The sequence below is a fragment of the Microbacterium sp. K27 genome (genome assembly GCF_004794435.1).
Taxonomy (GTDB): Bacteria; Actinomycetota; Actinomycetes; order Actinomycetales; family Microbacteriaceae; genus Microbacterium; species Microbacterium maritypicum_A.
Genome location: NZ_SSDK01000032.1, coordinates 48,492 through 74,756 on the forward strand (window position 1 = coordinate 48,492; position 26,265 = coordinate 74,756).

23 protein-coding genes and 1 tRNA gene are annotated in these 26,265 nt (G+C 68.2%); 21 read left to right on the forward strand and 3 right to left on the reverse strand.

Going from position 1 to position 26,265, the window contains the following annotated elements:
- The first annotated feature begins 6 nt into the window (after window positions 1-6).
- From DW307_RS04735 to DW307_RS04770, 8 genes are all read left to right on the forward strand, one after another.
- Window positions 7-618: a GNAT family N-acetyltransferase gene (locus DW307_RS04735; RefSeq protein WP_021199986.1), complete on the forward strand. Its 612-nt coding sequence runs from the start codon at window positions 7-9 to the stop codon at window positions 616-618.
- A 92-nt stretch (window positions 619-710) separates the two neighbouring features.
- Window positions 711-1,556 carry a hypothetical protein gene (locus DW307_RS04740; protein WP_029267172.1) on the forward strand — a complete coding sequence of 282 codons (846 nt, stop codon included), beginning with the start codon at window positions 711-713 and terminating at the stop codon, window positions 1,554-1,556.
- Window positions 1,557-1,608: 52 nt separating this feature from the next.
- Window positions 1,609-1,681, forward strand: a tRNA-Ala gene (locus tag DW307_RS04745).
- 861 nt (window positions 1,682-2,542) lie between these two features.
- Window positions 2,543-3,088 carry a hypothetical protein gene (locus DW307_RS04750; protein ID WP_136024169.1) on the forward strand — a complete coding sequence of 182 codons (546 nt, stop codon included), beginning with the start codon at window positions 2,543-2,545 and terminating at the stop codon, window positions 3,086-3,088.
- 64 nt (window positions 3,089-3,152) lie between these two features.
- Complete coding sequence (locus DW307_RS04755; protein WP_029267162.1) at window positions 3,153-3,443, forward strand: hypothetical protein; 291 nt, start codon at window positions 3,153-3,155, stop codon at window positions 3,441-3,443.
- 543 nt (window positions 3,444-3,986) lie between these two features.
- Window positions 3,987-4,700: a GntR family transcriptional regulator gene (locus tag DW307_RS04760; RefSeq protein ID WP_168440984.1), complete on the forward strand. Its 714-nt coding sequence runs from the start codon at window positions 3,987-3,989 to the stop codon at window positions 4,698-4,700.
- 195 nt (window positions 4,701-4,895) lie between these two features.
- A complete protein-coding gene (locus DW307_RS04765; RefSeq protein WP_205810379.1) occupies window positions 4,896-8,024 on the forward strand; it encodes a LamG-like jellyroll fold domain-containing protein in 3,129 nt (1,042 codons plus the stop codon).
- Window positions 8,021-9,403 (forward strand): HupE/UreJ family protein, encoded by a 1,383-nt coding sequence (locus tag DW307_RS04770; protein WP_240750489.1) that lies wholly within the window; start codon window positions 8,021-8,023, stop codon window positions 9,401-9,403. Before DW307_RS04765 ends, DW307_RS04770 begins: the two co-directional genes overlap by 4 nt.
- Window positions 9,404-9,448: 45 nt before the next feature.
- Here DW307_RS04770 and DW307_RS04775 read toward each other — a convergent pair whose 3' ends face one another.
- Complete coding sequence (locus tag DW307_RS04775; protein WP_029267155.1) at window positions 9,449-10,381, reverse strand: arginase family protein; 933 nt, start codon at window positions 10,379-10,381, stop codon at window positions 9,449-9,451.
- Window positions 10,382-10,383: 2 nt separating this feature from the next.
- Window positions 10,384-11,661, reverse strand: a complete 1,278-nt coding sequence (locus DW307_RS04780) for a DUF445 domain-containing protein (RefSeq protein ID WP_029267154.1) — start codon at window positions 11,659-11,661, stop codon at window positions 10,384-10,386.
- 105 nt (window positions 11,662-11,766) lie between these two features.
- Between DW307_RS04780 and DW307_RS04785 the strand changes: the two genes are divergently transcribed.
- A complete protein-coding gene (locus DW307_RS04785) occupies window positions 11,767-12,039 on the forward strand; it encodes a metal-sensitive transcriptional regulator (RefSeq protein ID WP_021199979.1) in 273 nt (90 codons plus the stop codon).
- A gap of 63 nt (window positions 12,040-12,102) precedes the next feature.
- On the opposite strand, the gene DW307_RS04790 is transcribed toward DW307_RS04785, so the two are convergent.
- Window positions 12,103-13,653, reverse strand: coding sequence for an amino acid permease (locus tag DW307_RS04790; protein WP_029267153.1), 1,551 nt, complete (start codon window positions 13,651-13,653; stop codon window positions 12,103-12,105).
- 156 nt (window positions 13,654-13,809) lie between these two features.
- Here DW307_RS04790 and DW307_RS04795 point away from each other — a divergent pair, with 156 nt between their 5' ends.
- The 12 genes from DW307_RS04795 to DW307_RS04850 all read left to right on the forward strand — a co-directional run bounded on the left by DW307_RS04795 (window position 13,810) and on the right by DW307_RS04850 (window position 26,197).
- Entirely contained in the window at window positions 13,810-15,165 is a 1,356-nt protein-coding gene (locus DW307_RS04795) for a glutamine synthetase family protein (protein WP_136024172.1), read from the forward strand.
- A complete protein-coding gene (locus tag DW307_RS04800; RefSeq protein WP_036331577.1) occupies window positions 15,146-15,898 on the forward strand; it encodes a gamma-glutamyl-gamma-aminobutyrate hydrolase family protein in 753 nt (250 codons plus the stop codon). Before DW307_RS04795 ends, DW307_RS04800 begins: the two co-directional genes overlap by 20 nt.
- Window positions 15,895-17,256, forward strand: a complete 1,362-nt coding sequence (locus DW307_RS04805) for an aldehyde dehydrogenase family protein (protein WP_029267147.1) — start codon at window positions 15,895-15,897, stop codon at window positions 17,254-17,256. Before DW307_RS04800 ends, DW307_RS04805 begins: the two co-directional genes overlap by 4 nt.
- Window positions 17,257-17,295: 39 nt before the next feature.
- Window positions 17,296-18,075: a 3-oxoacyl-ACP reductase gene (locus DW307_RS04810; RefSeq protein WP_021199974.1), complete on the forward strand. Its 780-nt coding sequence runs from the start codon at window positions 17,296-17,298 to the stop codon at window positions 18,073-18,075.
- A gap of 33 nt (window positions 18,076-18,108) precedes the next feature.
- On the forward strand, window positions 18,109-18,837 hold the full coding sequence (locus DW307_RS04815) for a FadR/GntR family transcriptional regulator (protein WP_136024173.1): 729 nt from the start codon (window positions 18,109-18,111) through the stop codon (window positions 18,835-18,837).
- Window positions 18,838-18,974: 137 nt separating this feature from the next.
- On the forward strand, window positions 18,975-20,135 hold the full coding sequence (locus tag DW307_RS04820) for an ABC transporter ATP-binding protein (RefSeq protein WP_021199972.1): 1,161 nt from the start codon (window positions 18,975-18,977) through the stop codon (window positions 20,133-20,135).
- Window positions 20,132-21,310, forward strand: a complete 1,179-nt coding sequence (locus tag DW307_RS04825) for a polyamine ABC transporter substrate-binding protein (protein WP_021199971.1) — start codon at window positions 20,132-20,134, stop codon at window positions 21,308-21,310. Before DW307_RS04820 ends, DW307_RS04825 begins: the two co-directional genes overlap by 4 nt.
- Window positions 21,303-22,187 carry an ABC transporter permease gene (locus DW307_RS04830; RefSeq protein ID WP_029259561.1) on the forward strand — a complete coding sequence of 295 codons (885 nt, stop codon included), beginning with the start codon at window positions 21,303-21,305 and terminating at the stop codon, window positions 22,185-22,187. The genes DW307_RS04825 and DW307_RS04830 overlap by 8 nt, the downstream gene beginning before the upstream one ends.
- Entirely contained in the window at window positions 22,184-23,059 is an 876-nt protein-coding gene (locus DW307_RS04835) for an ABC transporter permease (RefSeq protein WP_021199969.1), read from the forward strand. The genes DW307_RS04830 and DW307_RS04835 overlap by 4 nt, the downstream gene beginning before the upstream one ends.
- 2 nt (window positions 23,060-23,061) lie before the next feature.
- A complete protein-coding gene (locus DW307_RS04840) occupies window positions 23,062-24,726 on the forward strand; it encodes an amidohydrolase (RefSeq protein WP_168440986.1) in 1,665 nt (554 codons plus the stop codon).
- Between the two features lie 743 nt (window positions 24,727-25,469).
- A complete protein-coding gene (locus DW307_RS04845) occupies window positions 25,470-25,943 on the forward strand; it encodes a hypothetical protein (RefSeq protein WP_136024174.1) in 474 nt (157 codons plus the stop codon).
- A gap of 20 nt (window positions 25,944-25,963) precedes the next feature.
- Window positions 25,964-26,197 (forward strand): hypothetical protein, encoded by a 234-nt coding sequence (locus DW307_RS04850; RefSeq protein WP_021199966.1) that lies wholly within the window; start codon window positions 25,964-25,966, stop codon window positions 26,195-26,197.
- Window positions 26,198-26,265 lie beyond the last annotated feature (68 nt).

Here is a 26,265-nt window from a genome sequence, read left to right on the forward strand (position 1 = left end):
ACGGGAATGCGACACGGACCCATAGAACTGCGGCTCGTCCGTGCGAAGGATGCGCGACCGCTGCAGCATGAACTGCTCGCCAACAGGTCGTGGCTCCAGCCGTGGGAGGCGACCGTCCCCTACGGCTCGGTGTCGTTCGACATGAGGCTCAGCATCCGACGCCTGCTCCAGCAGTATCGTGACGGCTCGGGCTATCCGTTCGTCATGGAGTACGACGGCGAGGTCGCGGGACAGCTCAACGTGTGGGGAGTGTCCCGCGGCTCGCTGTGCTCGGCCACGATCGGGTACTGGGTGAGCGAGCGGTTCGCCGGCCGGGGGATCACTCCGACTGCGGTGGCGATGGCCACGGACGCGTGCTTCACGGAGTACGGACTGCACCGCATGGAGATCTGCATCCGGCCGGAGAACGCGGCGAGTCTGCGCATCGTGCAGAAGCTGGGGTTCCGGTACGAGGGGCTGCGTCGTCGTTACATCCATATCGACGGCGACTGGCGCGACCACTATGCGTTCGCCCTGACGAAGGAAGATGTGCCGCAAGGGGTGCTCGCACGCTGGCTCAGCGGTCAGGTGCCGCCCGACGCCGCAACGGTGCCCCCCTCCGACCGCATTTCGCAGTGAAAAGGGTCATCTGGTCCTGATCCGGACGGACACGCCGCGACACGCGCCTTACTGTACGGCCCAGCCAGCTTCCAGCCCTTAGCGTTGTCGGTATGGACGGGCCGGTGCTGAGCGGGGGAGTGATCGTGCTCGTCGCCGTGCTGCTCTGGATGCTCTATCTGCTGCCATCCTGGCGGGGGCGATTCCAATACAACGCCGCTGAACGCAACGCGGTGCGACTGAACCAGGCCCTGCGTGTGCTCGCCGAGACGAGCGAGACTCCCGGTGAAGTGCGCTTCGAGTTGAACGCGCGCACCGCGCTGGCCCAGCAGAAGCTGGCCAAGCGGGTGCAGTCCGAACGTGAGGCTGCCGAACTCGAGTCCCTTCGTGAGCAACTCGCGGCGACCAGGGCCGATCCCGTGATCCGACGGGCACGGGCACGTCGACGTGTCCGTGTCGCCGCGACCAGCACCCTCCTCGTCGGACTCGTCATCGCCGGCCTCGGCGTGTGGCAGCTCCTGGCTGCCGGGAGCTCGGCGCTGCTGTGGATCGGTGGCGCCGCCGTCGTCGTCGCCGGCATCGCCCTGCAGCGCATGGCCGCTGTCGCCGGTCGAGTCGCACGCGCCACGCACGTGGTGGCCACGCCGGCCGCCCCGCGCGTCGCCCCCGAGCTGCACGACCAGGGGCGGGCGACGTGGACACCGCGTCCGCTGCCGGAGCCGCTCGTGTCGGTGCCCGGGTCTCGTGCGCAGGCTGCGCAGGCCCAGATGGAGGCACAGGAACAGCGTCGCAAGGCCGCGCGCGTCGCCGCCCTGCGCGAGCGTGCGGAGCAGATGGCCCCCGAGGCGCCGGTGGCGCTGCCCGCGGCCTCGTCGCCGTACGCACGGATGGGCTTCGTCGACGACGCCGAGATCGAGGCGCACGTGCGCGAGCTGCTCTCGCGCCGCGCCGCCGGATGACCGCTCGCGGCGCGAACAGCTTCTCCGTCGTGATAGCGTAGATGTCGTTCAAGGGCCTATGGCGCAGTTGGTAGCGCGCCTCGTTCGCATCGAGGAGGTCAGGGGTTCGAATCCCCTTAGGTCCACCGAGGGGTATTCGCGTATCTCGAGGATTTTGTTCTCGTATCTCAGAATGCCAGGTCAGAAGGAAAGCCACCGGATATCCGGTGGCTTTCCTCGTCTTCAGCGAGAATCGGCTCCGGCTCAGGTTGCTTTCGCAAGCCTGAGGCTCCGCTCGCTCGGGACTAGCCGTGGGGCGTCGACTCCGCCCCTGCATCGCCTCCCCGGAGCTCTCAAGGTGGTCAAGAGGGGAGAGCGGGCGCGAGAGTGTCCTCCAGGGCGCTGCGCAGATGGTCTACCGGCCGCGGCTAGTACAGACGTCGTGTGAGCATCGGGTCCGGGCGCTCTTTGACGCAGGCAAGATCGCCGTCGCTTTGCTCCACATCATGGAAGACTCCGCGGAGTAGGCGTGGCGGTGCTGCGGGCGACGCTGGCCCGGTTCACGACTACACATCAGGGGGAGTTGGTCGGCGTCTAGCCCAGTTCGACGCTGGAGACCTACGCCAAACCCGCACGCTGCCACGCGGCGTAAAACAGCAAGGCAGGTCCGTATGGCCGACGTCAGCAAGTCGTACCGTGCAGCGTAGCCCCGCAGTGCGATGAGTGTCAGAGTCATTACGACCTCCAGATCAGCGTGGTTCCCGCCCTCTGAGCGAGAGCGGACCCACGCCATCGTTCGGATGGCAAGCGCGCTCGTCTCCGCGATGCGGCACGTGGGGGCCTCGGCCCAGCGCTTTTATCACTGCGACCGGCTGCGCCACTGCATAAGTGGAGAGTGTCGGAGTCGGAAGTGCGTGTGAGCGTAACCAGAGGAAGGCGTGGGAACAGAGGGGAGTGGAAGGCCCGCGGAGAGAGTGGAGGTGCGAAGCTTCTTCACGGAGTACGGCGTGGACGTCGACACCCAGGACGCTCTCATCGCGTCAATGGAGTCGGGCGACCTCATCGACGCACTGAAGTCGGGGGAGGAACCCGTGTCTTCGACGACACAAATCCAAGATGGTTTCGAAGAGACAATTCTCACGTACGCCGATGGGTCGGTCGGCGTGACCGCGCTCGAGATCCCCCGACCGGCACCGACGACGGGTGCATCGACACGCGCAATCTCTGGATGCACTGTCCATTCAGGTGCGGGATGGGCGTCCTCGACGAACTGCAAGGTCAGCCACACCGCCGCCTATGCGTCGCTTAGCTTCTACGCGAACTATCAGCAGACCGCGAGTGGCGGCTCAATCTCGAACCCCCGCGACGGCGTGATTAACACCACCATTGGATCCGTTTCCAATAAGACGCTCAAGCTGATTCGGGCGAACTCGACCTCGTCGCAGCCGGCGGTCGCAACCCTCCACGGCTACTGGAGCACGGGCAGCGTTACCGAGGACCTCTACTTGTCGTTGCGTGTCAACTCGAGCGGCGGCTGGACGACGACCTACTAAGCCGACGTGTGTGCCCAGTAGGCTGACGAATGCTCACTGGGCACACACCTGAAGAAGGGGCGCTGTGGAAGTTCAACGAAAAGGCCGATACGACCGCAACGCTTTCGCAAGCTGCATCCTCGCGCTGGCGGCTGTGCTGACGAGCGGATGGTGGCTGGCGGGTACCGTGCTGGCGTGCGCGGCAATTGGCTTCGCTCTTGCGTCGCGGAAGGCGCTCAAGGCGGACGACACCTTGCGCGGAGCGGGAATCTCGCTTGCCGGATTCCTCGTCTCGGTCGCAGTTCTTCTGTTTGCGACTGTCGGTCCGTCTCTGCTTACGCTGTTCCTCTTCGCCATCGCACCGCCTCCGCAGTAGCCGCTGCATACGCAACTGACGTTAAGCGACGATAGGTCCAACTCGACCGGCGCGTAACTTGCCGACAGAGAGCTCATCGAAGGTCTCGGGGCAGCGCGACGCCCGGATCCATTGCGGGCTTGCTCGGTGGTGATGGGCGCCGACTGCGTGGATCAGGGCCGATGTGAACGTCAGAGAGTGAAATGTGGCGTGGCGTTCGCCCTGCGGCTCGGTGACACGTCTGAATCGGACGCGAAGGCGGCCGTAGCCAACCCTGACTTCAGGCTGTCCCTTCCTCAAGGGAGAGTAGGGCGTTCAGGGGTATGCATGGGAATAGCAGAAGGAACGCGTGGGAAACGCGTGGGAATAGCGATCTTCGTTCCGTGACGGGAGTAGGGATCGGAGAGATACGCGAATTCCCCACAGAACACTGAAGCCCCCAGGCACATGCCCGGGGGCTTCAGTCATCTCCTGGCACCTGCACGCGGGCGTTAGAGTGAGCTGTGCCGTCGCCACCCGGGAGCGCTCCGCTCGACAACACCGTGATGCGATCGCATGCGGCCGATGAGTGAGGTGCTCGCGCTCCTTCGCGCGCAGATCCTCGACGGCACCTACGCCGGGGGTGCAGGGCTTCCCAGCGAGATGGAGCTGGCCGCCCTCCACGGGGTCTCTCGACGGACGATCCGCACCGTGCTCGCCACCCTGGCGCGCCAGGGCCTGGTCGAGTCGCACCGGGGCTCCGGGTGGTTCGTGCAACCCAGCCAGCCGCAGGGGTTCGACCGGATGCGCTCGTTCACCCAGTGGGTGCGTGGCCGCGGGCGCAGCCCCGGTGGACGCATCGTGGCCCGCACGACGCGGACGGCCACGGCGCGAGAAGCGCGACTGCTCGGGATCCGCACGGACGCAGACGTCCTGACCTTCACCCGTGTGCGGACACTCGACCAGCGCCCCGTGATGGTGGAGCGCTCGACATGGGCGCCCTGGGTGGTTCCGCACGTCGCAGGTCTTCCGGATGACGTGGTCTCCACGACGCGGGTGCTCGCAGACGCCGGGATCGTGGTCTCGTCGGGAAACCATCGGATCGAAGCGGTGGCTGCGGCGACTGAGGATGCGCGTCTGCTCGGAGTGCGCAGATCCAGTCCGCTCCTGCAGGTGCGACGCGAGACTTTCGCCTCGAACGGCCGACCCGTCGAATGCGCCGAGGATCGCTACGTTCCGCACACGATCTCCTTCGAAGCGCAGGCCTTCGGAGCGGCCGCGCTCCCCGGCGAGGACTGAACGGGTCGCGCGGCCGCGCTCCCCGGCGAAGACTGAACGGGTCGCGCGACTGCGCCCACTGTGCGCACCGGGTCGCCCGGATCGCCGCGCGGGCGGCCGATGACACGTCTGCGTCGGCCGGTGTTCACCCCGGCGTCATCTTGCGGCGGTCGATTGGGGAAGTCCGATTTCTTCTCGTCTCACAGAGGATGCTCCGTGTCTCGTCGTAAACCGCCCGCCCCCGATCCGTCCCTTTCTCGCCGCGGATTCGCGCGGCTCCTCCGCCCCGCATCGCTCGTCGCCGTCGCCGCCTGTATCGCGGGGCCTGTGCTCCCGGCTGCTGCGTCGGTGGCCGTACCGGTCGTCACCACGTCGAACGCGACCCTCGCCGTGACCGATCCCGAAGACGTGTCGCCCGCCACCGAGACGGGCGGCACCATCATCCGCCTCGAGGGTGAGGCACCGACCAGCGGTCGGGTGGGGAGCGCTGTGCTGCTTCCTTCGGCCTCGGCTGCCGATGTCGACGGCTCCGCGAGCGAGCTCGTCGTCACGGTGGAAGACCCGTCCGGTGTGGTCACGATGGTCATGCCGGAGGAGTCCGGCGGGTATCGATTCACCCCGACCGTCCCCGGTGATTACGTCGTCGGCTACTCGATCAGCGATGCCGCAGGCGGCGTGAGCACGGAGACCCGCACGATCACGGTGACCGGGGCTCCGGATGCGGACACGGTGGCGAAGCCGAGCGTGAGCGCTGCGCCGGCCGCCGAGGCCGGAGGACCGGACGTGCGCTTCGCGGCGATCGGCGACATCCACGTCAACTGGGACGAGCTCGCCGAGGCGTACGACTTCTGGGCGCAGGAGAACGTGCAGACCGCCCTGTTCGTCGGCGACCTCACCAACAGTGCGACGCCGGGTGAGTTCGCCGGCCTCAAGCAGACGATGGATTCGAAGGCCGGCCTCGGCATCCCGGCGATCGCGTCGCTCGGAAACCACGATGTCTCGGGTATCTCGTCGTACGACCTGTTCACTCAGGCCACAGGCGGACAGAAGCCGAACGCCGACTACACCGTGAACGGCTACCACGTCATCACGGTGTCGCCGGGCAGCGGCACCATCGACCCCGACACGGGCAAGCCCTCGGGAGCGAGCGGTGGCAACTACGCCTACGCCCAGTCCTGGCTGCAGCAGAGGCTGGCCGCCGCCACCGCCGAAGACCCGAACAAGCCCGTCATGGTGCTGGTGCATCACCCGCTCCAGTGCACGCACTACGTCTCGAACGAGTGGTACGGCACGGGCCTGTCCAGCGGCTGCGGCGACGGCTTTCAGTCTGTGTTCGACGACTTCCCCCAGGCGGTCGTCTGGGGCGGCCACATCCACACGCCGCAGAACATCCCGACTTCGATCTGGCAGGGCCAGGAGAACCGGTTCGGCGATCGGTCGACTCAGGGCTTCACCACCGTGAACGCGCCTCCGCTGGCGTACTACGAGTTCGAGTCGGGCGTCGTGAACTCGAGCCCGACCAGTCGCGGCAACGACACCACCCCGGATGATGCGGGCAACAACCGCCAGACGGCCATCGTCGAGATCACCGGCACGACAGTGACCATCAAGAACTACGACCTGCTCGCCGACCAGTGGATCGACCAGACCTGGACCTGGGACGTGGCCGACTCGGTCGATGAGACCAAGTCCTATGACGAGCGGTTCCCGTTCAACAACACTCACCGCGCAGCGCAGTCCGCCGGCCCGATCTGGCCGGAGGGTGCGGCCGTGACCGTGGCCGACATCGCGAGCACGAAGGCGATGGCCTCCTTCCCGCAGGCCGTGCCCGCGCCGAACTCCGTCGGCGACATCGTGCACAAATACCGCTACTCGACGGTCGACGTCGCCACCGGCGAGGAGGTGAACTCGTTCCTGCAGTGGTCGGGGTTCTACAACCTGCCGATGCCGGTCGACCGCAGCCACGAAGTGTGGAACCTGCTCCCCGGACGGGAGTACGAGGTGCGGGTCACCCCGATCAACGCCTGGGGTAAGGAGGGCGCCGCGCTGACGACGCGGTTCACGAGCACGGAGGGCGGCGATGGCGAAGGTCCGTTCGACCCCAGCAGCCTGACCTTCGACGACCTCCGTGCCGCGGTGCCGACGGCTGATCTCCTGGACGTCGGGTTCGCCGGAGGGGTGGCGACCGACTCCTCCCCGGCCGCGCGTCCGCTCGCCACGGGCGCCGATGTCCGGATCGAGAACGATTCCACCGTCGGATCCGACGTCGTGATCGGCGCGGAGAGAGCCGCCACCGGCATCCGCACACCGAAGTGGACCGACGCCGAGTACGCGGCACTGCAGGATGGGTTCACCCTCGACACCACGTTCCGCCTCGACTCGATCTCGGGCGGCTACGTCGACGTCTTCGGTGGCATGCAGAGCGGCGGCATCGGCCTCGAAGCCGTCGGCACCAGCGCGACGACGTACGAGCTGCAGTTCTGGTACGCCTCGCCGCGTCCGACGGTCAGCCTGAAGTACGGCCAGTGGTACCACGTGACCGCCTGGTACGACGGTCACGATGCGCGGCTCTACGTCGACGGCGTGCGCAAGGCCGAGACCGAAGGGGTGTCGTTCTCCGTCAAGCCCAGTGCGGCCGATGCGCGCTACATGGTGATCGGCGGTGACGCGAACACCTCGGGCGCGCTCGACGACTCCACGATGGACGGACGGATCGCCGGCGTCGAGATCTACAGCGCTCCCCTCTCGGACAAGGACGTGTATCGCGTCGCGACACGGGAGGTCACCGCACTCGACACGATGCCGCCGCTCGTGCGCGTCGCCCCGGAACCTGCGGGTGAGGCCACGGTCGGAACCGCCTACACCGCCCCGCGCGCCGAGGCCGTGGACAACTCGGGACGCGTGAGCACGATGCTCGAGGTGACCGACCCGTCGGGTGCCCCCGTGGCGGTCGACGACCCGGCGTCCGGCCTGCGGGCGCTCGCCGCGGCTGCCGGAGACGGATACACGTTCACCCCGACCGCGACCGGCACCTACACCCTGAAGTACATCGCGACCGACGCGGCCGCCCGGCAGAACCAGGTCACGTTCACCGTGACGGCGATCGCGGGGTCGGACGGTGGCAACCCCGGCGGTAACCCCGGTGGCAACCCCGGCGGTAACCCTGGCGGCGGCCCCGGTAGCGGCGCGAACCAGGGCGGCGGCTCCGCCGGTGGACAGTCCGATCCACTGGCGGCGACCGGTGGCCCGGCCCCGACGATGCTCGCCTTCGCCGGACTGCTGCTGCTCGCCGGTGGCGGGGTCCTGGTCCGGCGGCTGCGGCGTCGTACGGAGGGTCAGGCATGACGACAGCACGTCGTCGTGCGGCGTCGCGGACGCGCACCCGACCGTCGATCCGCACCCTCGTCGCCGGAGCCGTCGCCGTCGCCGGGGTCGCCGTCAGCATCATGCTGGCGGCGGCCCCGGCCGCGGCGCACAGCTACTCGGCGACCGTCTTCGCCGATGTCTCGGAACCGGAACGCGGCGTCGTGCGCACCGTGCTCGACATCGAGTACGTGCTTCTCGCCACCGACGGGGCGCGAGAGATGGGCGACACGGCCTTCGAGCAGGAGGCCTACGCGGATGTGCAGGCGAGCGGTCGAGACCCGGAGAAGCTCACGCCCGCGGTGCTCGCCGAGCATGCCGATACGGTCGAGGGATACGTGCTGCCGCGTTTCTCGGTGAGCGTCGCGCAGGAGGGTGAGCCGACGGATGCCTGCCCCAGTGCCGTGGTGGCGCCCTACGAGATCGTCATCCGCGACGGTGTGCCGCATGCACGTCTGGTGATCGAAGCCGACTGCACGGCGCAGGTAGAGGCGATGCCCGTGCCGTATCGGATCACGACCGAGTTGTTTCCCGGAACGGCTCCCGGGGGCATGACGACGACCATCGTCGACTACGACGTGCGTTCGGGGGCGGGTGTGGCCAGCCTCGACACCGACACGAACCCCTCGATGGTCACCACGACCGACTGGGGCTCTCGGATGGGTGAGTTCCTCGTGCTGGGGGCGGAGCATCTGCTGCTCGGCCCCGACCACCTGCTGTTCCTGCTGGCGCTGATCATCGGATCTCGCCGGCTCAGGGACATCGTGCTGGCGGCGACGGCGTTCACGGTCGCGCACTCGGCGACTTTCATCCTCGCCGCCCTCGGGGTGGTGAGCATTCCCGCGTGGATCGTGGAGCCGGCCATCGCCCTGTCGATCGCCGTCGTCGCGCTCTGGGAGATGCGGCGGTTCCGGCGTGCACGGGGTGTGGACGACGCAGGCTCGGGCAGCGGTCTCGCGGAGGTGCCGGTTCTCCGAGGCCGGCCGCTCACCGGGACCGGAGGATCCGCTGTCGCTCTGCGTGAGCGGATCCTCGCGACGCCGTCCCCTGGGCCGACGGTCGACGGCTTCACCCGAGGGGATCTGCTGCGCATCGGCGTGGTCTTCGCCTTCGGGTTGATGCACGGCGTGGGCTTCGCCGGAGCGTTGGGAATCGACGAACCGTTCTCGTGGGATCTGCTCGGGGCGCTCCTCGTCTTCAACGTGGGTATCGAGCTGGCGCAGCTCCTGGTGATCGCGGTGGTGTTCCCGCTGTTCGTGCTGCTGCGCCGTCGGCTGCCGTCGGCGGGCTTCTGGATCGCGGCTGTGGTCGCCGCGATCGGGCTGTTCTGGTTCGCCGAGAGGCTGATCGCCGGAGTCTGATCCGCGTGCGCCCGCCTCCGACACGGGGGTGGGCGCACGGTGGTCTCAGCCGCGGGAGGCGAGCCCGGCGAGCAGTTCGAGGACGCACAGCGCCGCGAGCCGCACGGTGCGGGCATCGTCGGCGTCGGCGGTCGCATCGACCTCCGCGAGGTCGGCACTCACGACGCGGGCGTCCGCAGCCACGGCACGTGTGAGGGTCCGAAGCTCCCATGCCTGCAGGCCGCCGGGAACGCTCGCGGGGCACCCGGGCGCGACGGAGCGGTCGCACACGTCCACATCGATGTCGAGGTGGACGCGCGGATCGGCTCCGGTGCCGGCGACCTCCACCGCCTCCGAGACCACGTCGTCGATGCCGCGGCGGCGCAGCTCGTCGAGTGCGATGACGCGGATGCCCCAGTCGGCGGCGCGCCGGGCGTAGGCGGCCGAGTTCGCGAAGTCGGCGATCCCGATCTGCACGATCCTCGTCGGGTCGATCCGAGAGGTGTGCAGCGAGGATGAGCCGGGGACGTCCTCCACCAGACGCCGCACGGGCGTGCCGTTGGAGACGCCGTCGCGCAGGTCGAAGTGCGCGTCGAAGGTGATCAGTCCCGTCGCCTCGGCGCCGAGTGCCACGGGATATGTGAGCGAGTTGTCGCCGCCGAGTGCGATCACGAGTCTCGTGGCCGCGGCGAGATCGCGCACGCGGGAGATGACCCTCGCTTCGCCGGCGGAACCGTCCGGGTCGGCGACGTCACCGGCGTCGGCGATGCGCAGCACGTCATCGAGCTCGACCATGGGAGGCCCCATCACAGTCGTCCCGTAGCGGGGGAGCGCATTGCGGATGGCCGCGGGCGTCGCGTGCGCGCCCGTCGGCGAGAGCGAGGTGCGCCAGGTGGGCACGCCGAGCAGCACGGCGTCGGCGGCGGTGTCGAAGGCGGCCCAGGATCCGGCGCGCGGCCAGAGCGGGTCGTGACTCAGCTGTCGGGAGGAGGGGGACATGGTCAGACTCCGGGGATCAGGGCGTGGGCGATGGAGAAGATGGCGAGACCGGCCAGGGCGCCGACGAACGTGCCGTTCAGGCGGATGTACTGCAGGTCGCGGCCGACCATGAGCTCGATCTTCTCGGTGGTCTCGGCCGGATCCCAGCGCTCGACGGTGTCGGTGATGATCGAGGCGATGTCGTGCCGGTAACGGTCGACGAGGAAGACCGCGGCGTCGGATACCCACGTGTCGACCCGATTCTGCAGCGCGGTATCGGTCGTGAGGCGCTCGCCGACCTCCTGCAGTGCCTGCACGGCGCGGCGGCGCAGACCGCTCTGCGGATCGGCGAGGGCCGTGAGCAGGCCGTTCTTCGCGGTGTTCCAGGCCTCGGCGGCCAGGGCGCCGACACGGGGGCTGTCGAACAGCGAGGCCTTGGCGTTCTCGAGCTTCGCGCGCGTGGCCGGATCGTTCTGCAGGCTGTCCGCCAGACGCGCCAGGTAGCCGTCGACGGCGAGACGAGCCGGATGGCGCGGGTCGGCCTGCACGGCGTGCACGAACTTCACGGCCTCGTGATAGACGGTGTCGTCGACGAACCGGTGCGCGAGCTTCGGCACCCACCCGGGAAGCCGTCGCGAGACGAGGCCGGTGAACGAATCGGCATTCGCATCGAGCCAGCGGGCGATGCTGTCGGCGGCGAGGTCGACAGCGCCATGATGGGCATCCGCCTCGACGATCTTCTCCAGCCACGCTCCGGCGGGCGGACCCCATTCGGGATCGACCAGGTGTTCGCGGGCGAGGTCGGTGATCAGGTCGCGTACGTCGTCGTCGCTCAGCGCATTGAGCACGGCCGTGGCGATCGTCGCCCCCTCGGTGCCCACCCGCTCGGCGTGCGGGGCCTCGCGCAGCCATTCACCGGCGCGGAGCGCGATCCGCGTGCTCGACAACTTGGTGCGCACCACGTCGGCTGCGAGGAAGTTCGTCTCCACGAACTCCCCGAGGGAGCGGCCGATCTCGTCCTTGCGGTTCGGGATGATCGCGGTGTGCGGGATGGGCAGCCCGAGCGGACGGCGGAAGAGCGCCGTCACCGCGAACCAGTCTGCGAGGGCACCCACCATGCCGCCCTCGGCCGCAGCGCGCACATAGGCGAGCCCGTCGAACCGCTGTTGGAACGCGAAGGCGAACACGAACACGACGGCCATGAACACCAGAGCCCCGAGGGCGACGGCCTTCATGCGTCGGAGCGCGCGGAGGCGTTCCTGGTCGGCGGGCGAGAGCTGCGTCATCGGTGTTCGCGGCATGACGTCATCCTTTCACGGTGCTGCCCCGACGCTCCCGACCGGCGACGGTGCGGTGTCTCGGTGCGCAGACAGCCGCGCACCCGGAGAGACGAGTACCCTCAAGGGGTGATCGAAGACATCAAGAAGCGTGCGCTGCACCGCACCAGCATCCTCGAGGGGCAGATGCGCGGCGTCGCGCGGATGATCGAGAACGAGGACTACTGCATGGACATCATCACGCAGTCCCGTGCGATCCAGCGCTCGTTGGAGTCGCTGAACCGGCTGCTGCTGGAGAACCACCTGCGTACGCACGTCACGCACATGTTCGACGAGGGCGGCGAGGAGCGCGACAAGGCCGTCGTCGAGCTGCTCAAGGCCTTCGACTTCGACCGCAAGTAGAGCGCTCCGGGGTCGGGCACGACACAGCGCCCCGACCGACTCGTCGAGGCGCTGTGCGCGGACTCACCTGCCGCTGTCGTCGAACACCTCACCCTCCATGGCGTCATAGCCCTCGGTCTGCGGATCGCCGTGCGAGCCGCCCGAGATCGCGTACTCCTCCTCCGGGGAGAGCACCAGGCGGTGGCGGAAGAAGAGCCCGAACCCGAGCAGGATCACGACGTAGACGATCGCGATCGCGATGATCGCCGGTCCGAACGTCGGGTTCAGCAGGAATCCGACGAAGATGAGCGCGGCGATCACCAGCGCGACGGCCGCACCGGGGATGCCCCACGGGCTGCGGTACGGGCGGTCGACGTTCGGATACTTCTTCCGCAGGATCATGAACGACACCAGCTGCAGGCCGTAGGCGAGCACGGCACCCCAGACCGCGATGTTCAGCACGATCGCACCGGCGACCGAACCCGCGCCCTCGGCGTCGACGGCCGCGAGCACATCGAGCACGATGAGGGCGACGAAGCCGATCGCCGCACCCACGACGAGAGCCACCCAGGGGGTCTGTCGTTTGCCGGTGAGGGACAGGAACCGCGGGTAGTAGCCCGCACGGGACAGTGAGTACATGTTGCGGCCGTAGGCGAACATGATGCCCTGCAGGGACGCGAGCAGTCCGATCAGGGCGAAGAGGGCGAGCACCGCGGCGAGCTGGTCGCCGACGATCGCGCGGAAGCCGTCGAGCAGGGGCTCGCCGGCGGTGCCCGTGGCCTCGGCCCCGATCACGCCCGTGTTCAGGAACAGCACGAGCAGTCCCGTGACGATGAGGGTGCCGCGAGCCCAGAACCCGGCCTTGGGGATGTCGCGGGTGGGGTTGTGCGATTCCTCCGCGGCGAGGGGCAGTTCTTCGATGCCGAGGAAGAACCACATCGCGAACGGGAGAGCGAACAGGATCGGCAGCACTCCGTGTGGCAGGAACTCGGTCTGGCCCGGGTCGGGCGCGATGTTCCAGAGAGCGTCCCAGCTGAAGGCGCCGGAGAAGATGGCCATCAGGGAGAAGACCAGGATGATGCCGATCGAGATGATCGACACGACGATCGCGAAGCGGAAGGAGATCGCCGCGCCCGCGGAGTTCAGCGTGATGAAGACGACGTAGAGGATCAGGTACCAGAGCCACCCCGGCAGTTCCAGCCCCAGCAGCTCGCTCGTGATGCCGTTCGCATACGACGCCGAGAAGTAGACGATCACCGCCGTGGTCGCCACGTACTCGATGGTCTCGGCGGCGCCGGTCACCAGGCCGCCCCACGGGCCCATCGCGGAACGGGCGAACGAGTAGGCGCCGCCGGTGTGCGGCATCATCGCGGCCATCTCGCCGATCGCGAAGATCATGCCGTAGTACATGAGGACGAGGATCACGAAGGCGATCAGCATCCCGCCGAAGCCCGCGAAGTCGATACCGAAGTTCCATCCGGAGAAGTCGCCGGAGATGACGGCTGCGACCGCGAGCCCCCACAGTCCCCAGACGCCGGCGGATCTCTTCAGCGTCCGTTTCTCGAAGTACTCGCTTCCGGCACGTGTATAGGTCGCCCCAGCGACCTTGCGGGACTCACTGCTCTGCTCAGACATCCGCTCTCCGTTCGCATGCACACAGGCGCCGGGTGCACCTTGCGGATGATTGTGGCAGTCAATGGTGGTTTCGTCTACCTTTAGACGCCGAGGTGATCTACTCTGAGGGCGAAGCCGGTCGGCCGATCGCTTCACCACGACGACGGGAGCGAGAAGATGTCGGGAAACCTGAGCATCGAGCAGCTGGATGCCGGCATCGCCGCCGGCGAGATCGACACGGTGATCGTCGCCTTCGCCGATGCGCAGGGACGGCTGGTCGGCAAACGGGTCTCCGCGAGGCTGTTCCAGGAGGACATCCTGCATCACGGCGCCGAAGCGTGCGACTACCTGCTGTCGGTCGATGTCGACATGAACACGGTCGACGGCTACGCGATGTCGGGATGGGATCGCGGGTACGGCGACATGGTGCTGCGGCCCGACGTCGCGACCCTCCGCCGCATCCCGTGGCTCGATGGAACCGCGCTCGTGATCGCCGACCTGGTGTGGGGGAACGGTGAACCGGTGGGGCCCTCGCCGAGAGCCATCCTCGATCGGCAGCGCGACCGTCTCGCCGAGCGGGGCTGGACAGCGTTCTCGGGCACCGAGCTCGAGTTCATCGTCTTCGACGACACCTATCGCGAAGCATGGGCCCGCAAGTACGAGGGGCTCACACCGTCGACCGATTACAACGTCGACTACAACCTGCTCGCCTCCACGCGCCTCGAACCCCTGCTGCGCGACATCCGCAACAGCATGGACGGCGCGGGACTGTACTGCGAGGGCGTGAAGGGGGAGTGCAACCTGGGGCAGCAGGAGATCGCGTTCCGCTACGCCGAGGTGCGCGAGACCGCCGACCAGCATGCGCTCTACAAGAACGGCGCGAAGGAGATCGCGGAGCAGCACGGACAGGCACTCACCTTCATGGCCAAGTTCAACGAGCGCGAGGGCAACAGCTGCCACATCCATCTCTCCCTACGTACCGCCGACGGCACCCCGGTCATGGCGGGGGACGGTGAGCATGGGTTCAGCCCGATCATGGAGCACTGGATCGCCGGCATCCTCGCGACCCTGCGCGAATTCACCCTGCTCTACGCGCCCAACATCAACTCGTACAAGCGGTTCGCGAAGGGCAGCTTCGCCCCGACCGGCGTCGCCTGGGGCATCGACAATCGCACCTGCGCGCTGCGCGTGATCGGCTCCGGCTCCGGCCTCCGGGTCGAGAACCGGGTGCCGGGCGGCGACGTGAACCCCTACCTCGGCATCTCGGCGATCATCGCCGGGGGCCTGCACGGCATCGAGAACGAGCTGCCGTTGCCCGAGTGCTTCACAGGCAACGCCTACGAATCCGGCGTCGAGCACCTGCCCACCACCCTCCGGGAGGCGGCGCAGCTGTTCAGCGAATCATCCATCGCCCGCGCGGCGTTCGGCGACGACGTCGTGGACCACTACCTGAACCAGGCGCGCATCGAGGTCGAGGCCTACGACGCCGCCGTCACCGACTGGGAGCGCATCCGTGGTTTCGAGCGGCTCTGACCTGGCCCCGCTGATCGGTGTCACGACCTATCTCGAGCGGGCGCAGCAGGGGGTGTGGGATGTGCGGGCGGCGTTCCTGCCCGAGCAGTATCTGGCCGGGGTGACGGATGCCGGCGGCATCGCGCTGCTGCTGCCGCCACAGGACCCGGCGTCGGCGGAGGCCGCCATCGCCGGCATGGACGGCCTGATCCTCTCCGGAGGTGCGGATGTCGCCCCCGAGCTCTACGGCGAGGAGCGGCATCCGCTCACCGATCCCGCACGCGTGGACCGCGACGCGTGGGAGCTGGCGCTGTTCCGTGCGGCCGAGCGACGACGCATCCCGGTGCTCGCGATCTGCCGAGGGCTGCAGCTCGTCAACGTGGCACGGGGAGGCACACTCCAGCAGCATCTACCCGAATCGCTCGGCACCGAGCGGTACCGCCTCGGCGGCGGCATCTTCGCCGAGAACGACATCGAGGTCTCGGGCGACACCACGCTCGCCGAGGTGCTCGGTGCGGGCGGCGTGCGCGTGCACAGCTACCACCACCAGGGCATCGATCGCCTCGGGGAAGGGCTGATCGCGGCTGCGCACTCCGACGACGGACTCGTGCAGGCGTTCGTCGACACCTCGGCCGGCCACATCGTCGGCATCCAATGGCATCCGGAGGAGAACGCCGACGACCGGCGCCTCTTCGCCGATCTCGTCTCACAGGCTCGTGCGCTCGCCGCGCGGCGGAAGGAGGGCGCCCGATGAGCGCGTTCACAGTCATCAACCCGTCGACCGGGAAAGCGATCCGCGACGTCGCCCGTGCCGATGCCGCCGAGACCGATGCCGCGATCGCCCGAGCCGTCGCTGCTCAGCGCCGATGGGCGGCGCTCGTCCCGGTCGCGCGGGCCGATGCCCTCCGGTCGTTCGCCCGTGCTGTCGAGGGCGCGGTCGAGGAACTGGCGCAGCTCGAGGTGCTCAACTCCGGGCATCCGATCGGCTCCGCCCGGTGGGAAGCCGGCCACGTGGCCCAGGTGCTCAACTACTACTCCGCCGACCCGGAGCGGCTGTCCGGGCGTCAGATCCCGGTGGCCGGTGGCCTCGACGTCACCTTCCACGACCCCTACGGCGTGATCGGCGTCATCGTGCCGTGGAACTTCCCCATGACGATCGCGTCCTGGGCGTTCGCGCCGGCGCTCGCCGCGGGCAATGCCGTGGTGCTGAAGCCGGCCGAGCTCACACCGCTCACCGCGCTCCGCCTGGGCGAGCTCGCGCTCGAGGCGGGGCTCCCCGAGGGGCTGTTCCAGGTCGTCACGGGCTCGGGCTCCGTCGTCGGCCAGCGTCTGGTCGAGCATCCGGATGTGCGCAAGGTGGTCTTCACGGGCTCGACCGAGGTCGGGATCGAGGTCGCCGCCGGATGCGCCAGGGCGCTCAAGCCCGTGACGCTCGAGCTCGGCGGCAAGAGCGCGAACATCGTCTTCGCCGATGCCGACCTCGAGCGGGCGGCGGCGGGAGTCCCGGGCTCGGTGTTCGACAACGCCGGCCAGGACTGCTGCGCACGCAGTCGGCTCCTGGTGCAGCGCTCGGTGTACGACCGCTTCCTCGAGCTGCTCGAACCGGCCGTGACCGCGTGGCGCGTGGGCGACCCCGCGCGTGAGGACACCGACATGGGGCCGCTCATCTCGGCGGGGCACCGCGACACCGTCGCCTCGTTCCTCGACGGCGCCGACATCGCGTTCCGCGGGAGCGCGCCCGAGGGAGACGGCTTCTGGTTCGCGCCGGCCGTCGTGCTCGCGGCTCCCGCCGACCGCATCGCCCAGCAGGAGGTGTTCGGTCCCGTCCTCGCGGTGATGCCCTTCGAAGACGAGGCCGACGCGATCCGCCTGGCGAACGACACGGCCTATGGTCTCGCCGGCTCGGTGTGGACCGAGAGCCTCGGGCGCGGGGTGCGTGTCGCGCGTGGTGTGCGCAGCGGCGTGCTGTCGGTGAACTCTCACTCCTCGGTGCGGTACTCCACGCCCTTCGGCGGCATGAAGGCGTCGGGGCTGGGGCGCGAGCTCGGGCCGGACGCCGCGGAGCACTTCACCGAGACCAAGAACGTCTTCTTCGCGACCGATGAATCCTGATCGTCGCGCAACCCACCCCATCCGGAACGGAGAACCCACATGAGCATCGATCTGACCCAGCGACTGAAGGACCGCGTCGCCATCATCACCGGTGGCGCGAGCGGAATCGGGTTCGCCACCGCGCAGCGCTTCGCAGCGGAGGGTGCGTTCGTCGTGATCGCCGACGTCGATCCGGCCACGGGCGAGACGGCGGCTGCCGAGGTGGGTGGGGTGTTCCGCCGGGTCGACGTCGCCGACGAAGACCTGGTCAATGCGCTGTTCGACGGCGTCGCCGAGGAGTTCGGACGTATCGACATCGCCTTCAACAATGCGGGCATCTCGCCGGCGGACGACGATTCGATCGAGACGACCGAGCTCCCGGCGTGGGATCGGGTGCAGGACGTGAACCTCAAGAGCGTGTACCTGTGCAGCCGCGCCGCGCTGCGTCACATGGTGCCGGCGGGACGCGGGTCGATCATCAACACCGCCTCCTTCGTCGCGCTGCTCGGTTCGGCGACCTCGCAGATCAGCTACACCGCGTCGAAGGGCGGCGTGCTGGCGATGTCCCGCGAGCTGGGGGTGCAGTTCGCGCGCCAGGGAGTGCGGGTGAACGCGCTGTGCCCCGGACCGGTGAACACCCCGCTGCTGCAGGAGCTGTTCGCGAAGGATCCGGAGCGGGCGCAGCGGCGCCTCGTGCATGTGCCGATGGGACGCTTCGCCGAGCCGACGGAACTCGCAGCGGCGGTCGCCTTCCTCGCCTCGGACGACTCGTCGTTCATCACGGCGAGCGCCTTCGTCGTCGACGGCGGGATCACGAACGCCTACGTCACCCCGCTGTGAGCGACCCTCACCTCGCTGTGACAGGGTGAAGGCATGAGCGAGCACCCCCACGACGGCGACCTCGTCGAGGTGCGCAGAGCGGTCTACCGGCCGTTGCGGCGCGGCAACGCCCTGGAGGACACGGTCGCCCGGCTCGTGCAGACGATCCGTCTCGGCGTCGTCGCTCCGGGGGAATCCCTGCCGCCCGAGCGCGAGCTCGCGGCATCGTTCGGGGTCAGTCGCGACACCGTGCGCGAGGCGATCCGCGAACTCGCGGACACCGGCTACCTGCTCCCGCGGCGCGGCCGGTACGGAGGGACGTTCGTCGCCGATCCGCTGCCGCACCCGACCGTGTCGGGCACCGTGACCGCGGAGGAGATCGACGATGTGCTCGGGCTGCGCCTCGTGCTCGAGACCGGTGCCGTGCGTGCCGCGGCGAGCCGCTCGCTCGACGCCGCGACGCGCGCCGACCTCTGGGCGCGGCACGAGGCGGCTCTGCCGGCCGGGCCGGATGAATACCGGCGCCTGGACACTTTGCTGCACCTGTCGATCGCCGAGGCCGCGGGCATCCCCTCGCTCGTCGCTCTGGTCGCCGAGAACAGGGCGGATGTGAACGCCTGGCTCGACACCTTCCCGCTGATGCCGCGCAATATCCAGCACTCGGGCGCGCAGCACGAGGGCATCGTCTCGGCGATCCTCGCCGGACGCCCGGATGCGGCCGAGGCCGCGATGCGCGATCACCTCGCCGGATCCGAGGCGTTGTTGCGCGGCTTCCTCATCTGATCAGCGCTAATCGGTCGCGACTTCGACGATTCGCAACGGATATCGTTGCGAATCGATCAAGAGACTTCCGATTTCGCTATACCTGGCGACTTTCCTGTGTCAGACTCGCGGCAAGCGAATCTCAATGGGGAGGCTCCATGCCCGACACCACCCGAACGTCGACGGCGACACTCGACGCACCCACCGTCACCGGTGCGGTCCGCATCGATGGCGTGACCAAGCGGTACGGCACCGCCATCGCGGTCGACGACCTGAGTCTCGACGTGCAACCGGGCGAGTTCCTCTCGCTCCTCGGTCCGTCGGGCTGTGGGAAGACGACCACGCTGCGTATGATCGCGGGCTTCGAGTATCCGGATGCCGGGGACATCCTCATCTCCGGCCGCAGTGTCCTGAACCTGCCGCCCTATCGGCGCGAGGTCAACACCGTCTTCCAGGCCTACGCCCTGTTCCCGCACCTCACGGTCGCCGAGAACGTCGCCTACGGTCTGCAGCAACGGCGCGTTCCCAAAGCCGAGCAGCGGGAGCGGGTGAGTGAAGCGCTCGACATGGTGCAGCTGCGGGCGTTCGCCGATCGCAAGCCGACGCAGCTCTCCGGCGGCCAGCAGCAGCGGATCGCGCTGTCGCGGGCGCTCATCAACCGGCCGAGCGTGCTCCTGCTGGATGAGCCGCTCGCGGCGCTGGACCGTCAGCTGCGCGAGGAGATGCAGCTCGAGCTCAAGCTTCTGCAGGCCCGCCTCGGTACGACTTTCGTGTTCGTCACGCACGATCAGGCCGAGGCGCTGTCGATGAGCGATCGGATCGCGGTGATGCGCGCGGGACGGATCGAGCAGCTCGATGCGCCCGCGGCCATCTATGCGGAGCCCGCGTCGGCCTACGTCGCCTCGTTCATCGGGCAGCAGAACTTCGTGCATGGCACGGTGCGTGCCGACGGTGAGGCCGTCGACACGGCGATCGGCGTGATCGCCGGTCGCTGGGGTGGCGAGCGGGTCGCCGCCGGTCAGCCGGCGGTCGCTGCGATCCGGCCCGAGTACGTCCGCCTGGAACAGGGCGAGGGTGCAGGGGTCCGCGGTCGTGTGCTCGGGGTCTCGCATCTCGGCGAGACACTGCAGGTCGCTGTGCGCATCGGCGAGGATGCCACGTTCCTCTCGCGCATGCCGGCGCCCACCGCGCCGGAGGTCGGAGTCGACGACGAGGTCCGTTGCGTCTGGAATCCCGCGGATGCACGGCTGTTCGCCGCGGACGGCATCCCCACGACGGCGACGCACGTGATCACCCTGCCCAAGGACGGCGGCCGGTGACCGGTACGCCTCCGGTGCGGGTGCTCGCGCACCGGAGCGCCGCGCGGGTGATCCGCACCGAGCTGACCAGGCGCGGCTTCCTCGCCACCGCCATCATGGCGGGCGGCGCGGTCGTGCTCAGCGCGTGCGCACCGGGCCAGAACGCCGCGGCCGTGCACGCCAAGGGGGGACCGCTCGAGGACAAGCTCTCGATCTACAGCTGGGGCGACTACGACGCGCCGGAGGTGCTCGAGCAGTTCACAGCCGAGAGCGGCCCGCGCATCGTGCTCGACGCCTTCAACTCGAACGAAGAGCTGATCGCCAAGCTCGTCGCGGCGCGGGGCACCTCGGGCTACGACATCGTGGTGCCGACCGGCGTCTTCGTCGGACCGATGGCCGAGAACGGCCTCCTGCAGAAGTTCAACCTCGACCTGTTGCCGAACATGAAGCACGTGGCGCCGGAGTTCCGCGGGCGCTCGTGGGATCCGGGCAACGAGTACTCCGTGTGCAAGGCATGGGGGACGACCGGTTTCGTGTACGACAAGAGGGTGATCTCCCGAGAGCTCACGACCTGGAACGACTTCATCGACGCCGCACAGAACGAGGCCTCCGGTTCGACCTCGGTGCTCGACGATCCGGCGCCGCTGCTCGGCATCTACTTCTGGGCGAACGGTATCGACTGGACCACCACGGACCCGGACGACCTCGACGCCGTCGAGAAGTTCCTGGTGAAGGACCTCGCGCCGCACATCTCGGCGTTCGACTCGTACCCGGGAGGTTCGTCGATCCCGCAGGCCTCGCACGCGCTGCTGCAGTCCTACAACGGCGACGCGCGGCTCGGCATCTTCGAGTCCGACGACCCCGATCGGTGGCAGTGGGTGCTGGGGAGCCCCGCGACCGAGCTGTGGATGGACAACTGGGCGATCGCCGCCGGTGCCCCGCACCCCGAGGCGGCACACGCATTCATCGACTTCGTGCTGCAGCCCGACGTGCAGCTCGCACAGGTCGACTACATCGGCTACGACACCGGCATCTCGGGGATCCGGGAGGAGGCGGAGGCCGCGGGGCTGGAACGGCTCGACATGGTGTTCTTCGACGAGGAGCAGGTGGCCACGATGCACGAGGGCAAGCTGACGGACGCACAGGACCGCGTCGTCTCGATCTGGAACTCGATGAAGGCGGCTGCCGGTGCCTAAGCTCAAGTTCGGTCTCGCCATCCCGGCCTGGGTGTGGTTGCTCGTCTTCTTCGTCGCCCCGATCTTCATGGTGATCGTGTTCAGCTTCGGATACAAGCCGAGCATCTTCGCCACGCATGCGCTCGACCACCTCTCGTTCGACCGCTACCTCGAGGCGCTCTCGCCGACCTTCTTCAGCACGTTCCTGAACACGCTGTGGATCGGCATCCTGGGCACGGCCCTGTGCCTCGTGATCGGCGGGCCGGTCGCCTACTGGATCGCGGTGAAGGCACCGCCCTCGAAGCGGGGGTTGCTTCTCGCGCTGGTGATGGTGCCGTTCTGGACCAACTTCCTGGTGCGTACCATCGGCTGGCAGGTGATCCTCGCGCCCGAGGGCTGGCTCTCGCAGCTGCTGCAGGGGATCGGGGTCATCCCCGGTCCGCTCGACCTGCTGTACTCGCGCGGCGCCGTGCTCCTCGGCGTCGTATACAACTACCTGCCGCTGATGATCCTGCCGCTGTTCGTCGCCTTCGACCGGGTGTCGGGACCGCTGCGCGAGGCGAGCAAGGATCTGGGTGCGAACAGCGTGACGACGTTCCTCCGGGTGACGGTGCCGCTGGCCCGACCCGGCATCATCGCCGGCGTGCTCCTGGTGTACATCCCGTTGATGGGCGACTACATCACCGCCACCGTGCTGGGCGGAGCGAAGGGCAACATGATCGGGCAGGTGGTGGCGAGCCAGTTCCAGACCGCGCAGAACTGGGCATTGGGCTCGGCGATGGCCGTGCTGCTGATCATCGTCATCATGCTCTCGATCGCGGTCGCGGCCGGACTCCTCTGGCTCCTGACCCTGCCGCTCAGACAACGCAACCGACTCGTCCTGGGGGAGGGATCATGACCGATACGAAGACCGCCATGACGGCACCGCGCGTGCGCCGGGGAGCCGGACGCTTCGTGCTGCCGATCTGGGCGGCGCTGGTGTTCCTGTTCCTGTTCCTGCCGATTCTCGTGATCATCGCGTACTCGTTCAACGTCGGGCGCCTGCTGGTGTCCTGGGACCACTTCGGCTTCGACTCGTTCCTCGCGATCGTGAACAAGCCCGCGATCCGCGATGCCGTGCTCGTGTCGGTGCGCACCGGTCTGCTCGCGGCTCTGCTCGCCACGGCGCTCGGCACACTGGCGGGCATCGCGATGGCACGCAATCCCGGCAGGTGGGTGTGGTGGTTCCTCGGGCTTCTGCTGCTCGTGTCGGTCACGCCCGAGATCGTCGACGCGGTCGCGCTGCTGCCGTGGCTGGTGTTCCTCGGGCAGGATGCCGGGATAGGCATCTTCAACGACGGCACGATGAGACTCGTGGTGGGGCAGTCGCTGTTCTCGATCGCCATCGTGTCGTACATCGTGCGGGCGCGGCTGGTCGGGCTCGACGCCCGCCTGGAGGAGGCATCGGCCGACCTCTACGCGCCGCCCGTGCGCACGTTCCTCAAGATCACGCTGCCGCTCGCGATGCCGGCCGTGCTCGCCGGGTTCCTGCTCTCGTTCACGCTGAGCCTCGACAACACGGTCGTGTCGGCGTTCGTGCAGGTGTCGGGAACGACGCCGTGGCCCGTCTACGTGCTCAGCGCGCTGCGCAGCGGCTTGCGTCCGGAGATCGCCGCGGTGTCGACGATCATGCTCGTACTCACGCTGTTGGCGCTCGCGCTGGTGGCCGTGGTTCTGAAGAGGGCGGGGGACTCGGCGACCGAGATCGCCCGCACGATGGCAGGGGGTTGAGCGTGGGATACGCAGATCTGGTGTTCACGGGTGGCGTGCGCGGAGGGCGGGTGTTCCTCGCCGATGCCGCGCGCACCACGGCGCACGCGGTCGCCGTGACGGACGGGTTCATCAGCGCGGTGGGACACGACGTCGCGGCGCTGATCGGGCCGGAGACCGAGGTGATCGACCTCGCCGGCGGACTGCTGGTGCCCGGTTTCCAGGACGCGCACGTGCACCCGGTGTGGGGCGGGTTGGACATGCTCCGCTGCGATCTGTCCGCTCTGGCCACCCGCGAGGAGTACCTCGACCGGATCGCCCGGTATGCGGCCGCGCACCCGGACGACGAGTGGATCCTCGGGGGCGGATGGCAGATGTCGGCGTTCCCCGGAGGCACACCGACGGCAGAGGACCTCGACTCCGTCGTGCCCGATCGCCCGGCGTTCCTGCCGAACCGTGACGGACACGGTGCCTGGGTCAACTCCCGTGCGCTCGCGCTCGCCGGCATCACCCGCGAGACGGCCGACCCCGCGGACGGGCGGATCGAGCGCGATGCGACCGGTGCCCCCAGCGGCACGCTGCACGAGGGCGCGATGGGCCTGGTCAACCGGCTCCTGCCGACCGAGGCGCCCGAGCGGCTCGTGGAGGCGCTCCTGCAGGGGCAGCGCCACCTGCACTCCTACGGGGTGACGGCCTGGCAGGATGCGATCGTCGGCACCGAGTACGGCGATGCGGGCGATCCGCTCCCGGCCTATCGGACCGCCGCCGCATCCGGGATGCTCACCGGTCGCGTCGTCGGCTCCCTGTGGTGGGATCGATCACGGGGCCTGGAGCAGATCGACGACATCGTGCGCCGTCGGGACGAGAGCACGGTCGGCCGCTTCCGGGCGCGCAGCGTGAAGATCATGCAGGACGGCGTCGCCGAGAACTTCACCGCCGCGATGCTGGAACCGTACTGCGACGGCCACGGGCACCCGCGCGAGGATTCGGGGATCTCCTTCGTCGAACCGGAGCTGCTCAAAGAAGCCGCGACCCGGCTCGACGCCCTCGGCTTCACGCTGCACTTCCACGCGATCGGCGACCGCGCCGTGCGCGAGTGCCTCGATGCGGTCGAGGCCGCGCTCGTGCAGAACGGTCCGCGCGGCAACCGGCACCACATCTCCCACATCCAGGTCGTGCACCCCGACGACATCCCACGGTTCCGGGCCCTCGACGTCACCGCCAACATGCAGATGCTGTGGGCGACGCTCGAGCCGCAGATGGTCGACCTCACCATCCCGTTCCTCGGAGCGCAGCGCAGCGCGTGGCAGTACCCGTTCGGCGACCTGTTGCGTTCCGGTGCCGCGCTCGCGGCGGGCAGTGACTGGTCGGTCAGCACGCCGAACCCGATGGCGGCGATCCACGTGGCCGTCAACCGCCGTTCCGCGCCGACCGAGTGGGAGGGCGACTACGAACCGTTCCTCCCGGAGCAGGCGATCGACCTCGCCACGGCCCTCGTCGCCTACACGGCGGGATCGGCGCGGGTGAACCACCTCGACGACACCGGGACGATCGCGGTGGGGATGCGGGCCGACCTCGCTCTGCTCGACCGGGATCCGTTCGAGCATCCGGCGGAGGAGATCGGTCTGACCGAGGTGCGCGGCACCTGGGTCGAGGGAGTGCGGGTGTTCGACTCCGTGGGCGATTGAATGACACCACACCGACAATTACGCCGAGGGAAATCGGGGGGAGTAGCTCAGGGCCCCTCGGTCGCTAACCGCCCCCAGACCTGGTGCGTTGCGATCTCCTCGGCGGCCGCCGGACGCACAACGATCTGCGTGCGAAAGGTGGGGCCGGCGTAGACCTCGGGAAGCCACCAGTCGAACACATCGACGTGAGAGCGGAGTTTGCCGCCTAATCGTATATCGGTCGCTCTTCGCGATGTGGCGCGGGTTTCGCTGGTCCGTCCCCCGAATGGTGGACAGACAGGTTCTGCTGGAGTGCGGGATGCTTGTGCGCGCGGCGGGTCGAGTGATCGGAGAAACACAGTGAGATATCGAACGAAGGTTTCGGCTGGGGCGGTGGTGGCCTCCCTGGCTCTGATCTGTACGTGGGTGGGTCCGGCATATGCGTCCGAGGATGTTGACACGGTTTCGGTGGCAGACGTTGAGCGGGCTCTTGCCGGAGTGAGGGCAGGTTTGGTTGAGGATGCGGCGGCGTCTTCGCGTACAGATGATGCGGTGGCGGTGCTCGATGTCGGGGGAAGCACGGCTACCGTGCCGCGGGATGCGTCCGAGGGAGTGAAGCTCGCCGTCGGGGATGCTGTGGTGGGCATCAGCCTTCCTGCTGCGGAAGGGGGTGAAGCGGGCGTCTCATTGGAATCGGGGGCTGTCGCATACCCCTCGGATAACGGTGTGGCTAACACGGTCGTGCCATTTCAGATGGTGTGCAGATGCTCACCACGATCGCTTCATCGAAAGCTCCCGAGCGCTTCGCCTACGGAATCGACGTTCCTGTCGGCGGTTCGGTGATGTTGGTCGAGGACGGATCAGCGGTGGTTGCGGATCGAGATGGCATCACGGTGCTCACAACGAATGTGCCATGGGCGGTCGATGCGAACGGCGCTGCAGTTCCGACTCGATACGAAGTTGATGGCACTCAGCTCGTGCAGGTCGTTGAACACACTGCCCGCGATGTGGCCTATCCGGTCGTCGCCGATCCGACCTATTGGTGGGGAGGGAAAACGTGGATCCCCGCGAACAAGGTCTCGATCAGTCAAACTGCGTCCATCCTGTACGCACTGATTCCAGGATTTGTTGGCCCGGTAGCTCTCTACAACGTGGGGCTGGGGCTTTGCAACCAGGCCGGTAAGGGCATCTGGGTGTACTGGACCTGGGCGGGTCACATCTGGTGTACAGGACCGTAAGGAGATAAGGAGCTTCAACCATGGTCTCTCTCAATGAACTTGGCCCTATGGCGAAACGGAAGCGCAGTCTTCTCATCATCAGCTGGGTGGCGCCTGTCCTCGCGCTGGTCGCAGCTATCGTTTTCTGGAATGACCCTCCAATGCTGAGCGCGATCGCTGCAGCGATCTTGCTGCTCATGATGACGGCGCTCTATCTTGTAGAAAGAAGATTCTCCAGAGCCCTTATCGCGGCTCTGAGGCGTCAACAAACATGAAGTGACGAACGAGAAGGGGTGAGAGCGGCTGCGCTCACCCCTCCGCTGTTCCGGACTAGCGGCTAGTG